Origin of the sequence: Lysinibacillus sp. PWR01, from assembly GCF_043359455.1 — a bacterium.
GTDB lineage: Bacteria > Bacillota > Bacilli > Bacillales_A > Planococcaceae > Lysinibacillus > Lysinibacillus fusiformis_F.
The window spans coordinates 86010-99711 of the sequence record NZ_JBHERJ010000088.1; the positions used below are offsets into that span (position 1 = coordinate 86010).

The window sequence follows — 13702 nt, forward strand, 5'->3', positions numbered from 1 at the left end:
ATATGCAAATAACCATTAACCAAGATTTAGCTTTACGGATGATCACACCTGAGGATGCAGAGAAGGTTTTTGCATTAACGGATGCCTCAAGGGAATACCTGAAAGAATGGCTACCATGGCTAGATTTCACGAGGGAACTGGCGGATACGAAAGCCTATATTGAAGGCTGTATCAAGGGGCATAAAGCAAACAGTAGCCTCTCTCTGGTCATTCTCTTTAATAATGAAATTGTTGGCATTGCAGGCTTTAATACGATTAACCCTAGCAATAAAATCGGCACTATTGGCTATTGGCTGAGTGAAGGAGCACAAGGGCATGGCATCATGACCAAAACGGTAAAAGCTTTATTGCAATATGCCTTTGAAACATTGAAGCTTCATAAAGTAGAAATTCGTGTTGCTGAAGCCAATCACAAAAGCCGTGCCATTCCAGAGCGCCTCGGTTTCATGCAAGAAGGAACCATTCGCGCTGCTGAATGGCTCTACGATCATTATGTAGATCACGTTATTTATGGCTTGCTTGTAAATGAATGGCAGCAACAACAATAAAAAATAGCGACCTGATGAGACGATTCATCAGGTCGCTTTTATTAGGATTGCTCTACCGCTTCTTTCGTTTCTTCATGTGCTTGCTTTTTTTCAAGCCCTAAAGCAATTTGCTCTAATTCTGGACGCAATGTATGCTTTCCAGCATAGCTTTCGATCAGCTCTTTTACATCAATACCCGAAGTTTCTTTTAATGTTTCTTGTAGTGTAGACATTAAATTGGTTGCATACGACGTCACCTTATTGGCGCCACTGCCTTCCCCACCACCAGTATCGACCACAGTAATCTTATCGATATTGCCAAGTGGGCTTGCAAGCTCTTTTGCATACTCTGGCATCATGCGCACAACCATATCCAGCACAGCTGCTTGACCATAGTATTCAAAGGCTTCGGCAATCTTACGTTTAGCTTCAGCTTCCGCCAGACCGCGTAAACGAATGATATCAGCCTCAGTTTCCCCTTGTGCTCGCTCTGCATCTGCTTTAGCAAGACCATCCAAACGAATTTTCTCTGCTTCTGCTTTTGCTAAGGATTCAATACGATATTTCTCCGCATCAGCCTGAGCAAGCTCGCGCATTTTTTCTGCAGCAGCATTTTGCTCCACCGCATAACGATCAGCGTCAGCCTTTTTCTTCACTTCAGAGTCATATTGTTTCTCACGACGTAAAATCTCTTTTTCTTCTAATTCAATTTGCTTTTGACGCTCGATAATGCGAATTTGCATTTCTTGCTCCGTCACTTCCTGCTTTGCACGAGCAGTTTCAAGCTCATAGGCTTGGTCAGCACGCGCTTTGGCAATATCCTGCTCACGACGGAATTCAGCTACTTTTAATTGGTTTTCTTTTTCCGCTTCCGCAATTTCTGTCGCACGCTCTAATTCTGCCTTTTGTGCTTCTTTAGACGCTTCTGCACGTTTAATACGTGTTTCTTTTTCTGCATCTGCCGTCGCAATATCAGCATCTCGTTTTACCTGTGCGATTCTCGGTTTCCCTAGTGAGTCTAAATAGCCATTTTTATCTCGTACATCCTTGATCGTGAAGGATACAATCACAAGACCCATCTTCGCTAAATCTTGTGAAGCAACACGCTGAACTTCCTGTGAGAATTTATCACGGTTTTTATAGATTTCTTCAACCGTCATGGAGCCTAAAATCGAACGTAAATGACCTTCTAACACCTCACGTGCTTCCGCTTCACGCTCCGCTTTTTGCTTTCCTAAAAACTGCTCTGCTGCCGTCGCAATTTCAGAAATAGAACCACCAATTTTAATAATGGCCGTACCATCCGCCATAACAGGTACACCTTGCTCTGTATACACCTCAGGCGTTGTCACTTCTAGTTTACTAGAAAGTAAGCTTAACGGTTGTGCTTGCTGGAAAATAGGGAATACAAATGTACCGCCCCCACGAATGATTTTAATGCGATTCCCCGACTCATCCTTATGTACATTTTTAGAGCCGAGATAGCTACCTGTCACAATCAGCGCTTCATCAGGACCCGCAGTACGATATTTTGTCACATATAAGCCGACTAGGGCAATTAATACAAATGCTACAATTCCTAAAACAATTAAAATATCGGTTGACATAGACATATCTCTCCTTTAAACAAATTTTTTCTCATACGTTCTGACAAAAAGTGTTCCGTCTTTCACATCCACCACAAGCACGGTTTCATCATAGTCAATAGCTTCATTATCATAGCCCGTTGCCCGTTTCGAAATCATGCCACTTGTCGTTTCGATGACAACCTCTCCAAAACCATCTACTGGAATTGGCACAATAACTCTTCCTAATTGCCCACCAAGTGATTCCTCTGTGTAAGCTAATGAGACATCAGCGGAACGTAGCGGAACGAGGACAAATAAATAAAAGATGGAACTTAAAATAGCGCCGATGATACATGCAGCAATGATGTTCCAAACGCTAGAGAACCAGGCTAGTTTTTCTAAAATAAATCCTGCTGCTGACATCAACGTAATGAAAGATAGAATGACACTCGGATTAAAAATGGGCAGTCCTTCCCCAATACCTTCGACTGCATCACCAAAAAACATAACCAATACTGTGGCAAGGCCGGCGAAAATTAAAACCACCAAAAAGATCTGCTCGAGTGAATAGCCAAATAGCGTCAAGTTGCTCACCCCTTTTCATCATATTACCTACTATACGGATGTACCTCAGGAAAAGTTTCAAAATTTTTCAAACTCTTCTTTAAAGTATTATTTTTTGCTTTCATTAGAACCATGTTACAATAGAAAAGTATTCTGACAACTAAGGAGAAATGGCATGAAGCTTTCAACAGTCTTAAATTTTGTTATTCTAGTATTTTTTACGTTATTATTCGTTAACGATTTCTTCCCTGATACAGCTATTGCTGCGATGCTGACTAAAAAAATAATATTGCTTATATTAGTTGTACTTGTCATCATTCAGTTAGCCTTCGACAAGGGTAGATATAAAAAATTATCAAAAAAGGCTTATATCGGATTAACATTGTATACAGTTGGGTTATGGATTGTTTTAACGTTACTTGGCGGTCAGTCACAGATTGGCTTATCGTTTACAAGTCCTCTATTCTATATCATTGTTGTACTGCTTGGATTGGATTTACTGCGCCTTTCACGCCAAACTAAGCGGGATCAAACAGAGGAGAAAGCGAAGTAAAACACAGCTATCCGTCAATCTTACAGGGCTATCCACCACTTTCGCACTGCTAACCGTCACTTTTGTTCTTCTATCCGACGCCAACATAAAAAGCATGTCTCCGATCATTTTAACAGAGACATGCTTTTCTTATGATTCTAATACATTTAAAATGGCATCCAGTTCATTGACAGCTAAATCTAGGCGTTCTTTTGCCTCGATATTTTGCTGTTTTAAGTGACTAAACTCTAGTAAATTTTTCTCATGCTTTAATTTGATAGAAGATAAACGTTCGATTCGTGCTTCTACTTTTTCTATTGCTTGCTCACAGACTGTTGTCCAGAGCTTTTCTGATTGTTGCATTTCCGTTGTGGATGGGTTGTGTTGACGCATAATTCTGGCATAGACCATTTCAATTTGTTCAATTAATTCCGAATAAAAATGGCGCTCGACGCGTGTTGTTTGGAATGTTGGGTGTTCTACTTCTTTTGCGTATGGCGTAATTTGACGTAGCAACTTGCCAGCATTTTCTCCAAAAGCATGGGATAAATTCAGGACATTCATTAATTGCAATAATAAGCGTATTTCTTCTAGATTAATAAGTTGTGAATCGATGCTTTCTTTTAACTTTAATGACTCCATATACCGTCGATCAAAAAGTTCAATTTCGCCGTTGCGTTGCTCTACTAAATGTACACTTGCATTGTCTTTTAAGCTTTTAATATAGCGTATGGCATGGTTTTTCAGCTCTTCTTTTGACAGCAAGTTAACATCGTCTTGTTGTGGTTTTTCTCGTTGAACATACGCAAATGCATCCATTTTTTTGGGCCATTGTGCTGCTTGGGTTTCTTCTGAGACATTATAGCGTATATAAATTCCGTGCATTTCATATCCTCCAAGTCCATTAAACAAGTATCTCTAAAGACAATAAATCGAATACGGCATTTTTTCAAGTAAAAAACTTATATAATTGAAAATCCTCTTTCTTAACAATAAAACAAAAATCCCGAATAGTCGATACTATTCAGGATTTTACTAGTTTTCATTAATTCGTACTTACCCTTTGACAAGCTTCATTCGCAAGCGATTCGAAACATACTCCACGATTAAAATAAGTAGCACAAGCCCCAATAATATAGATCCTACCTCAGACCATTTATAGGCATTCATCGCAAAAATTAATGGTGCACCGATTCCACCTGCTCCAACTAAGCCGAGTATGGTTGCATCTCGCAAATTCATATCAAAGCGATAGATCACGATGGATAAAAACAACGCTGTTAGCTGTGGCCAAATGCCATACCGTATTTTCTCCATTAATGTACAACCGATTGCTTCCATCGACTCTAATATACTTTTATCTAAATCCTCAATTACATCAACATAGAGCTTGGACAGCATCCCTATGGAGGTTAATGACATGGTTAGGACACCAGCAAATGGCCCCGGACCAGTGACTCTGATGAACATGAGACCATAGACAATGGCAGGGATCGTACGAATGATGATTAACAGCAATCGTACGATAAAAGCAATAGGCTTCGGCACAATATTAGAAGCCGACAAAAAGGCTAAGGGAATGGCTAGCAATGCACCAACAATTGTACCAAGAAACGCAATGGCCATTGTTTCGATTAATAAATAAGGGATGCCTGCCGTTGTCCAATTGATGATTAATGACCAATCGGGATTCAGCAGCCCTACGAATATATTTTTAGCAATTTTTGTACCATTTACCGATACATTCTCAAAATGAATGGTTGTTACAGACCAAATAAATAACAGACATACAATTCCAATTGTCATGATGTATGACATGCGTCGATTTGGTTCTAACTGTAATTGTTTTTCGATAGCATTCATAACATCACCTCTACATTAATTTTTTACGGAAATATTCACTCGTTGTCTCAATGAGAAAAACGGTACAAACAAGCATCAACAAAATCATGCCCACATTTTCATAGCTTCTCCACCCTAGGCTTTCATTGAGCAGCAAACCTATTCCCCCTGCACCGACATACCCTAAAATAGATGCGTAACGAACGTTCCCTTCAAAGCAAAATAAGGAGGTCGACAAGTAGTTAGGAAGAATTTGTGGCAAGATGGCATAACGAAATGCTTGCATGGTCGTTAATCCCATCGACTGCATGGCCTCATAGGCTTCCATACTAGCGTTTTCTATTTGCTCATATAATAGCTTGCCAACATAGGCAATGGTAAATAAGAAAATGGCTACAGTACCTGCCATCGTGCCAAGCCCAAAAATAAATGTCGCAATTAGAGCAATAATCAAGGTTGGTAAAGTTCGAAGCAAGCTTAAAATAAACTTGCACATCATCGCCAATCCTTTCTGCTTTGTTATATTGGTCGCAGCAAGTATAGCGATTGGTAAGGCACATAGAGCCCCTGCAATCGAACCAAATAATGACATTTTAATCGTATCAAAGAGGGGCTGCCATAGCTTTGATAAATAGCCCCAATTTAGTGGAATCATCTGTTGTAGGATGACAAAAAACTGTTGTATTCGGTTAACTAAAATATCTAGGCTAAAGCCCGTAATTCGAATAGCAAGTACGGTTAGAATGAATAGAATAAGCCACACGCCCGGTATGAACGAACGTTTCTCCAGTACTTCTTTGCCATTAGGCAATACTATTTTTTTCGGTGATAGCAGCTTCCATTGCATACTTCGTTACGCCTCTCTCTTGATTGGTATTGTGATAGATGAAGGCAAGCGTTTCCTCGTTGATTTCATCTGCTTGCCCATCAAAGACAATTTCACCACTACGCACGCCTATAACACGTGTTGCGTAAGCTAACGCTAGATCTACATGATGAATGTTAATTAAAATGGTCATGTTTAGCTCTTGATTAATGCGTTTAAAATCCTCCATCACTTGCTTTGCTGTTACGGGGTCAAGGGATGCAACCGGCTCGTCAGCTAAAATAATTTGAGGATTTTGAGCAAGTGTACGCGCTAAGGCAACACGCTGTTGTTGTCCGCCAGATAACTGATCGACACGAACATAAGCCTTATCCAAAATACCGACCTGATCGAGAGCCATTAACGCTCTACGCTTCTCTTCTTTCGTAAATATACCTAAAATTTTTCGCCAAACAGGCATATTTGGTACAAAGGAAACAAGGACATTTTTCAAGACTGATACACGCGTAACAAGATTAAAAGATTGAAAAATCATGCCGATATTACGGCGTAGCTGGCGAATGCTCTTGCCCTTTAGTTGATGCACGTTCACATGATTGACATGCAAGGTTCCCCCAGTAATATCGTGCATTTTATTAATACAACGTAGCAGTGTTGATTTCCCTGCACCCGATAAGCCGATGATGGCGACAAATTCACCTTGCTCAATTTGAAGATTAATTTGATTTAAGGCAAGTAAGCCATTCGGATAACGTTTTTCTACCCTTTTAAATTCAATCATTGTACCGCTCCATTTCTACAAGAATCTCACAGAATGAAAGAAGAATCTGCTTTCTGCGGGGTATCCGCAAGTCACAGATTCTTCACCACCTTAACTGACTATTAGTTCGAACCTAAATTTTGCACTAATTCTTGTGCCTTACGCTCATTGTCATAATCACGATCCTTTGCTGCCTGATAGCCTTCATGACTATAGATTGCAATCACTTCTTTCCCTTTGTCCGTGTTGCCAATATTGATGAATGCCTGTTGAACGGCCTTTTTCAAGTCTTCCGTCATAACCTTCGAGTTTTTACTTACGCTAATCGTATCGTTATAAATAGCTGGCATTACCCCGAGTAAATCTGTCTCCTCCCAAATAGAAGCAGAGCGGCCGAATTCGCCTTGCCAGCTTTCCTCATAATCACGACGTGCGTCTGCATATGTGACCAAAACATCCGTTTGTCCTGCCGCTAAACGTGCAAAGGCACTACCATAGGAATCTGCCTGTACAACCTTCGCTAAATCAGGAATCGTCTTTTCGAAATTCTCGTGTAACCATAGTGTTGGGTAAATATAGCCTGCTGGTGAGGAAGAGGACATCACATTCCAAGTAACATCATTTAAATCCTCAAATGTTAATTTTTCACCGTTATTGACTTTTGCTGCTAATGCCTTGCCTTTCTCAGATGGACCTGCTACTAAGATGGCTCTATACGAAGTGGCTTGTGTTGTTGTCGGTGCAGTTGGTTTATTTTGATTCCAATCAACTGGATTATCGGAATCATTATTTAAGCCTGCACGTGTAGCGGTTAAAATGACTTCTGCACCATCATCATAAAGCACATAAGTCCCACCAGGAATTAAGCCAATATCGGTAGTACCTGCGGATAAGGCTTCCCCTACTGCTTCAAAGTTTGTACCTACCGTAATATCGATTTCCTCTACATCAAAACCTAATTTTGCTAGCTCGTCCTTCAGTAACCCCTTTAAAGGCTCAGTTGCTGTAATGATTTCATCTGGATTACGCGAAGGCACGAAGCCAATCGTTAATTTTTCTACAGATTCATTGCCACCTGCATCTGTAGATGTCTTGACCGTTTTATCAGTATTTGATGTACTCGAAGCCTCATTTCCACATGCCATCAAAAATACAGAAAGCATGCATGTTAACGTGAAAAGTAGTAATTTCTTCAAAGTGTTATCCTCCCCATTTTTGAAATGCTTCCTCAGTATAAACAGTAAATATTTTCCTAGTATTAAAAGAGAGTAAATATATGTGTCTAATTCGTAAAATAGTATTTTAATATTGTAAATACACTAATTTTCTAGCTATAACTTTATATACTATGGGTATACTAATGATCGGAGGATCACCTATGACAGTAAAAACCTTACAAATACTTGCCACTAGCGATATTCATGGCTATATAATGCCCACTACTTTCCGAAACGACCATCATGAAGCACTGGGCTTAGCAAAGCTCGCAACCATCATTGAAGAAAAAAGACTTGAAATGCCTACCCTTTTAATTGATAATGGTGATTTTATTCAGGGAAGTCCCATGACTTTTTACCATCAGAAATTTCAAGCTCAGGCACTCAATCCATTGATTCAGGTCGCCAATGAGCTTCAATACGATGCCATGGTATTCGGTAATCATGAATTTAATTATGGTCAACAGACATTACAATCCGTTATAAGCCAATCGAATTTCCCATGGCTGGGAGCGAATATTGTTACGGAGGATGGCAAACCTTTTACGAAGCCTTATATAATAAAAGAAATAGAGGACGTTCGACTAGCTATTTTGGGTGTGACAACTCATTTTGTGAAAAAATGGGAGGAACCCCTACATATCCAGGGACTTCACTTTGAGGATGCCTTTTCAAGTGCTAGCTACTGGGCAAAATGGATTCGTGCGAATGAACAAATTGACGTGCTTATTCTTTGCTATCATGGGGGCTTTGAACGAAATCTTGAAACGGGAGAATTACTTGAAGCAGAAGATGGTGAAAATCAAGGATACCGCATGTGCGCAGAAATTGAAGAAGTAGACATTATCATTTCTGGTCATCAACATCGAGAGATTAGCACGAAGATCAATGGGAAATCTATTGTTCAGCCTGGTTCTAAAGGGACTTGCATTGCAATGATTGAACTAGAGGTTGTAATGGATGAGCAACATACGATTCAATCCATTGCTCATACACCTGCACTTATTTATAGCTCGGAAAACACGATACCTCAAAAATCCATTTGCCAGATCATCTCTCCTACATTTGAAAAAACCGAAGCTTGGTTAGATGAAACGATTGGCGTGATTGAAGGAGATTTGCAAATCGAAAATCCTTTTCTGGCGCGTATTCAAGAACATCCTTATATAGAATTTATTAATCGCATTCAAATGGCGGTGTCTGGGGCTTCAATTTCTTGTACGGCTCTTTTTCATGATGAACGAGGTGGCTTAAAGCAAGCTGTCACCATGCGTGATATTGTTACAAACTACATTTATGCCAATACTTTAAAGGTACTTCGATTAACTGGACAGGACATCTTACAGGCCCTTGAACAATCGGCTAGCTATTTTACGGTCGAGGCAGGACAGCTAAAAGTCGCAGAAGCTTTTCTGCATCCTAAGGCACAGCCCTATAATTATGATATGTGGGAGGGAATCGAGTACAGCTTTGACATATCCAAACCTATTGGAGAACGTGTGACGAAACTATTGTACAACGGCAAGGGTATTAATAAGGGTGAGGAATTTAATGTCGTAATGAGCAGCTATCGTGCTACAGGAGCAGGAAATTTTGACTTTTTAAGAACTTGCCCCGTTGTAAAAGAAATACAAATGGATATGACTGAATTAATTGCTGATTATATTTTAAAGCATCCCTGCATCCAAGCAACTTGTAATCAAAATTGGCAAGTACAGTTCTAAAAAATCGCCAAATTCCTTGTAAGCACTACTGGAATTTGGCGATCTTTATGTGTAGCTATTTAAGCCTGTTGGCGAATGTCTTGAATGCTCTTCCCTTCAGTAAATGCATGGATAGATGCAATGGAGCCCACAGATTGAAAATTTGCCTTCTCATAGACTTTGGCAACCTGTTCACTAATCGGTAATATCCAAAGATCATCCAATCCCAGCTTGACTGATTGCTGTTGGATATGCTGCAGCATATAGCCGATTAAACCACGTCCTCGATAGCTTTCAGTTGTTGCAACACTTTCGATCCTTCCTTGATTTACTGATATAAAAATATTTGCCGAACAGCACGCCACCCCATCTAGTCTTAATAAATAATACGTAAAATGTGGTGAATGATACGTTTGCTCAAATGCCTTTTTTATTAAAGAAGGCTCCCCAAAAGCAGCAATGCTCATTTCTACTGCTAATGCTTCCTCCATATTCACATCCGTTACACGCTCAATTTGGATGGCAGGATTAGGTGGAAGTGGCGTATATTTACCGTTCCAGCACTGAATTTCATTCACAAATTGCTCATATTGAAAGCCATGCGTCTCTAATGCCTCTATACATAAATGGTTTTCTTCAAGATTATACAAATATATTCGTGGAATCAGAGACTTTGATTGGTAGAAATCTTTGATGTTTTGTAAAAACAGATCCGGCTGTTCAATCTCCCCCCAAATCTGTGCATGATTTGCATCATAATAGGTTGGGATAGCCTGATTGTAAAATAAGACCCCCTCCTTACAAACCTCCACTTCGCTAAAACTCTTCACATAATCTATATCAAGCTGCATAATGCGTTCTAAATTAAACATGCTCTGCTCCTCCTTCAAACCATCTTTCATATAAATTCTCTAATTGCAATTCAAGCTTCTGCCGTTGTTCTTTAGCAAGCGATGGTGCTTGTAGTTTTATCTCTAATTTTTCAATTTGTTGTTCAATCGTTAATTCTTTTTTAGCTGGCTGCGTTTTATTCGCAGGTTGTTGTTCAATCGTTTTCTTTGCGAACTCCTGTCGTTTTTGTCTAGCCCACTCATAATCTCCCTCAAAAACCTGAATCGTTTGGTTTTCAATCCACGCCGTTTTCGAGAAAATTTTCTGTAAGAAATAGCGGTCATGTGACACCCCAATAATCGTGCCTTCAAAGGATTCTAGTGTTTCTTCTAATACTTCTCTTGCTTCAATATCTAAATGGTTTGTGGGCTCATCTAAGATTAAGACATTGATATCCTCATGCATTAATTGTGCTAAACGCAAACGCATTTTTTCTCCACCACTTAAGTCCTTCACTTTTTTAAAGACATCATAGCCATAGAACAAAAATCGTGCGAGTATATGACGGGCTTCCGCCTCTGACACGGCGACACGTTCACGAAAGGCATCAATTAATCGGATAGCAGGGTTTTGATGTTCAAATTGCTGGGAGAGGTAGCCAAATTTCACATTGCTCCCAATATGGCACACTCCCTGATTAGGAACGATTTCACCTAACATCATTTTTAATAATGTTGATTTTCCACTACCATTACTCCCAACAATCGCTAATCTTTCTCCAAAATAAACAGCTAGATTGCTGTCTTTCAATAAAGGCTTATCAAAGCCATGATCAATGTCTTGCAATAGCACTACCTCTTTGCCACTACGTTCAGCCATCGTTAACGCTAAATTCATTTTCTTTTTAGTGAGGGGCTTCTTTACTCGCTCAATACGTGCTAATGCTTTTTCCATACTTTTTGCACGTCGATGCATCGAGGCGTTTGGTGGATTCGCCTCATTCGCCCACTGCTTTAATCGTTTTATCGTTTCTTGCATCTTTTTAATTTTCTTTTGCTGCTCTTCATAGTTTGCAAACTGTTGTTCAATTTTTGCTTCTTTTTGTGCTATAAAAGCATCATAATGCCCGTTATACGTAAAAGCCTCCCCATCCTCAATTTCGATAATCTTCTGGGCTACTTGATTCATGAATTGACGATCATGGGATACGACAATGACAATCCCCTCAAAGTTTCGCACATAATTTTCAAGCCACTCAATGGCTTGCATATCCAGATGGTTCGTTGGTTCATCTAATAACAAAATAGAGGGCTTTTTCAATAAAATTTGTCCAAGCATAACCTTTGTTTTTTCTCCACCACTTAAGTTACTAAAAGGTTGCTCCAGCAAATCTACTATGCCCAGTCCATTTGCAATCATTGCCAACTGGGCATCTACTTCATAGCCCCCTACTACCATAAATTGCTCCTGCAGTTGCCCATATTGTAAGAGTATTTTATCTGTGACAGTCGACTGCATCTCTTGCTCAAGTGCCGTCATTTTTCCCTTAATTGCATAAATATCCGCAAATGCTTCCTCCAGCACTTCTTTCACAGCATGCTGTGGGTAGTGTGGAATTTGGTGTAAGTAGCCAATCGTCGCTTCTTTACTTTTAATAATTCGACCTTTTTCAGGCACCTCTACCCCTGCTAGTAGCTGTAATAAAGTTGTTTTACCACTGCCATTCACGCCAACAATGGCCACATGCTCGCCTTTATTTACCTCTAGCTGTAAATTCTCGAATAATATATTCCCACCCATAATTTTTTGGATTTGCTCAGCTTTCATTTGCATCGTTTTTTCCTCCAATGAAACGTGCGAAAACATCTTTAGAACACAAAAAAGACTGCTCCTTAACAAGCAGTCTTCTTCTCATTTAAATGTGTGAAAAAGAATGGTTAATGCGCTACGTTTGTTATTTGATTTTGCTTAAAAATGGACAGACCTACCCCGTTGTTCGCAAAATCGAAAGTAATCACACGTGCAAAATACATAGCTGTATCCACTTTTACACATGTTTTCGTAGCGTTTTTATTCATTCCTTTTCACCTCCGTTCATAATAGTTATGGCTATCATAACATTATTCAGATTATTTGGAAAGGGAAAATTTAACGTTCATTTATCATTATTCAAAAGTTCTATACTAAAAAATTGTATGTAATGATCGAAATTAGCACAAAGAAAAACATGAGAGGTTGATTCATTGCCCCCTCATGTTTTCACTTTTTTCACAAATATTTTCACCACAGGCACAAGGAAAATTGAGACCACTAGTACACGAAATAGCTGAAAAGCCGTAACAATCGTGACATTGGCATGTACAGATGCGGCGATAATTCCCATTTGATCAAGACCGCCAGGAACAATACTTAAAAAGCTTGTCCTAAAATCAAGGCTGTACAACGCTGTCATCACAAATGTTAAACCATAGGCTGCCCCGATAAAAATGCCTGCTGAGACAAATGCATAAAAGATATGCTTCTTCGATAAATGTAAATCCTCTTTTTTCAATAACAACCCAATATAAATCCCAAGCATGAGTTGGGCGATATGTAGTAATGATAGCGGTAATTTCGGCACTTCCACCCCTGCCATATTTATACCCATTAATAAAAACACTGGGCCAAGCATATAGCCTGTAGGAATTTTTAGCTTTTGTGCCAGCCACCCTGCGCCACCACATACAACAAGTATGCCAACAAGGCTCCATGTGTACGCTCCATCAATCATAGAACTATTGCCACCTGCTCCTGCCACCATTAAAGGAACAAAGCCAACGATTAAAAGAACACGAAGGATTTGAAAGAACGTGATGACCACCATATCCATGTCTTCTTGCTCCTCAGCAAATGCCACAACCTGTGACATGCCCCCAGGTACACAGCACGTTAAGGCAGTCGCAAAATCCAAATCGGTACGCTTTGCAACAAGAAAACTCACCGCAAAAAATAGCAAAATAAATAGGATGTTTAACACGACCATGCTTCCTAAAAAAAGCTTAATATCCTGTACTGCTTCTGGTGTAAAGGCATAGCCGATAGAATACCCTGCTACAACTAAACCAAAATTACGGAAAGAATGATGCCATTTTAACTGGACATTGGTTGATAGCTGCACGATGAGCACCGCTGTAATCGCTCCTAACAACCAAGGCATCGGTATATGTAAAAATTGAAAAATCACAGCACCTATTAAACCAATGCATAATGTGATGAACATATGCTTATCAAAAACAAACATGGTAGCAACCCCTTCAACTCGATAAGCCTATTATGACCTTTATAAATCACTT

General features: G+C 39.6%; 14 protein-coding genes. 3 read left to right on the top strand and 11 right to left on the bottom strand.

The window, feature by feature from the left end; translation table 11 throughout:
* Positions 1 to 2: 2 nt before the first annotated feature.
* On the top strand, positions 3 to 548 hold the full coding sequence (locus ACEVFT_RS19995) for a GNAT family N-acetyltransferase (RefSeq protein ID WP_393951096.1): 546 nt from the start codon (positions 3 to 5) through the stop codon (positions 546 to 548).
* A 41-nt stretch (positions 549 to 589) separates the two neighbouring features.
* Here ACEVFT_RS19995 and ACEVFT_RS20000 read toward each other — a convergent pair whose 3' ends face one another.
* Both ACEVFT_RS20000 and ACEVFT_RS20005 read right to left on the bottom strand, forming a co-directional pair.
* Complete coding sequence (locus ACEVFT_RS20000) at positions 590 to 2134, bottom strand: flotillin lipid rafts scaffold protein FloT (protein ID WP_393951097.1); 1545 nt, start codon at positions 2132 to 2134, stop codon at positions 590 to 592.
* 15 nt (positions 2135 to 2149) lie between these two features.
* Positions 2150 to 2680: an NfeD family membrane protein gene (locus ACEVFT_RS20005; protein ID WP_004232545.1), complete on the bottom strand. Its 531-nt coding sequence runs from the start codon at positions 2678 to 2680 to the stop codon at positions 2150 to 2152.
* Between the two features lie 154 nt (positions 2681 to 2834).
* Here ACEVFT_RS20005 and ACEVFT_RS20010 point away from each other — a divergent pair, with 154 nt between their 5' ends.
* Entirely contained in the window at positions 2835 to 3212 is a 378-nt protein-coding gene (locus ACEVFT_RS20010) for a hypothetical protein (RefSeq protein WP_393951098.1), read from the top strand.
* A gap of 129 nt (positions 3213 to 3341) precedes the next feature.
* Here the strand turns inward: ACEVFT_RS20010 and ACEVFT_RS20015 are convergent, their stop codons facing one another.
* The 5 genes from ACEVFT_RS20015 to ACEVFT_RS20035 form a co-directional block, all read right to left on the bottom strand.
* Complete coding sequence (locus tag ACEVFT_RS20015; RefSeq protein ID WP_393951099.1) at positions 3342 to 4076, bottom strand: hypothetical protein; 735 nt, start codon at positions 4074 to 4076, stop codon at positions 3342 to 3344.
* A gap of 171 nt (positions 4077 to 4247) precedes the next feature.
* On the bottom strand, positions 4248 to 5054 hold the full coding sequence (phnE, locus tag ACEVFT_RS20020; protein WP_393951100.1) for a phosphonate ABC transporter, permease protein PhnE: 807 nt from the start codon (positions 5052 to 5054) through the stop codon (positions 4248 to 4250).
* Positions 5055 to 5064: 10 nt separating this feature from the next.
* Positions 5065 to 5880: a phosphonate ABC transporter, permease protein PhnE gene (gene phnE / locus ACEVFT_RS20025; RefSeq protein WP_393951101.1), complete on the bottom strand. Its 816-nt coding sequence runs from the start codon at positions 5878 to 5880 to the stop codon at positions 5065 to 5067.
* Positions 5837 to 6640: a phosphonate ABC transporter ATP-binding protein gene (phnC, locus tag ACEVFT_RS20030; RefSeq protein WP_205442317.1), complete on the bottom strand. Its 804-nt coding sequence runs from the start codon at positions 6638 to 6640 to the stop codon at positions 5837 to 5839. The genes phnE (ACEVFT_RS20025) and phnC overlap by 44 nt, the downstream gene beginning before the upstream one ends.
* 101 nt (positions 6641 to 6741) lie before the next feature.
* Positions 6742 to 7815: a PhnD/SsuA/transferrin family substrate-binding protein gene (locus tag ACEVFT_RS20035; RefSeq protein ID WP_393951102.1), complete on the bottom strand. Its 1074-nt coding sequence runs from the start codon at positions 7813 to 7815 to the stop codon at positions 6742 to 6744.
* A gap of 152 nt (positions 7816 to 7967) precedes the next feature.
* On the opposite strand from ACEVFT_RS20035, the gene ACEVFT_RS20040 reads away from it, so the two are divergent.
* On the top strand, positions 7968 to 9560 hold the full coding sequence (locus ACEVFT_RS20040) for a bifunctional metallophosphatase/5'-nucleotidase (protein ID WP_483869627.1): 1593 nt from the start codon (positions 7968 to 7970) through the stop codon (positions 9558 to 9560).
* 59 nt (positions 9561 to 9619) lie between these two features.
* On the opposite strand, the gene ACEVFT_RS20045 is transcribed toward ACEVFT_RS20040, so the two are convergent.
* The 4 genes from ACEVFT_RS20045 to ACEVFT_RS20060 form a co-directional block, all read right to left on the bottom strand.
* A complete protein-coding gene (locus ACEVFT_RS20045; protein ID WP_393951104.1) occupies positions 9620 to 10411 on the bottom strand; it encodes a GNAT family N-acetyltransferase in 792 nt (263 codons plus the stop codon).
* The gene (abc-f, locus tag ACEVFT_RS20050) at positions 10404 to 12203 is read right to left on the bottom strand and encodes a ribosomal protection-like ABC-F family protein (RefSeq protein WP_393951105.1); all 1800 of its coding nucleotides are present in this window, start codon (positions 12201 to 12203) and stop codon (positions 10404 to 10406) included. The genes ACEVFT_RS20045 and abc-f overlap by 8 nt, the downstream gene beginning before the upstream one ends.
* A 104-nt stretch (positions 12204 to 12307) precedes the next feature.
* Positions 12308 to 12448 carry an RAxF-45 family protein gene (locus tag ACEVFT_RS20055; protein ID WP_393951106.1) on the bottom strand — a complete coding sequence of 47 codons (141 nt, stop codon included), beginning with the start codon at positions 12446 to 12448 and terminating at the stop codon, positions 12308 to 12310.
* Between the two features lie 173 nt (positions 12449 to 12621).
* Entirely contained in the window at positions 12622 to 13650 is a 1029-nt protein-coding gene (locus tag ACEVFT_RS20060) for an AbrB family transcriptional regulator (RefSeq protein ID WP_205442311.1), read from the bottom strand.
* Positions 13651 to 13702: the final 52 nt, after the last annotated feature.

Coding starts and splice junctions, on each gene's coding strand:
- phnC (WP_205442317.1), bottom strand. CDS start 6,640: ATGATTGAATTTAAAAGGGTAGAAAAACGTTATCCGAATGGCTTACTT.
- ACEVFT_RS20015 (WP_393951099.1), bottom strand. CDS start 4,076: ATGCACGGAATTTATATACGCTATAATGTCTCAGAAGAAACCCAAGCA.
- phnE (WP_393951101.1), bottom strand. CDS start 5,880: ATGCAATGGAAGCTGCTATCACCGAAAAAAATAGTATTGCCTAATGGC.
- ACEVFT_RS20040 (WP_483869627.1), top strand. CDS start 7,968: ATGGGTATACTAATGATCGGAGGATCACCTATGACAGTAAAAACCTTA.
- phnE (WP_393951100.1), bottom strand. CDS start 5,054: ATGAATGCTATCGAAAAACAATTACAGTTAGAACCAAATCGACGCATG.
- abc-f (WP_393951105.1), bottom strand. CDS start 12,203: ATGCAAATGAAAGCTGAGCAAATCCAAAAAATTATGGGTGGGAATATA.
- ACEVFT_RS20010 (WP_393951098.1), top strand. CDS start 2,835: ATGAAGCTTTCAACAGTCTTAAATTTTGTTATTCTAGTATTTTTTACG.
- ACEVFT_RS20000 (WP_393951097.1), bottom strand. CDS start 2,134: ATGTCAACCGATATTTTAATTGTTTTAGGAATTGTAGCATTTGTATTA.
- ACEVFT_RS20060 (WP_205442311.1), bottom strand. CDS start 13,650: ATGTTTGTTTTTGATAAGCATATGTTCATCACATTATGCATTGGTTTA.
- ACEVFT_RS20055 (WP_393951106.1), bottom strand. CDS start 12,448: ATGAATAAAAACGCTACGAAAACATGTGTAAAAGTGGATACAGCTATG.
- ACEVFT_RS19995 (WP_393951096.1), top strand. CDS start 3: ATGCAAATAACCATTAACCAAGATTTAGCTTTACGGATGATCACACCT.
- ACEVFT_RS20045 (WP_393951104.1), bottom strand. CDS start 10,411: ATGTTTAATTTAGAACGCATTATGCAGCTTGATATAGATTATGTGAAG.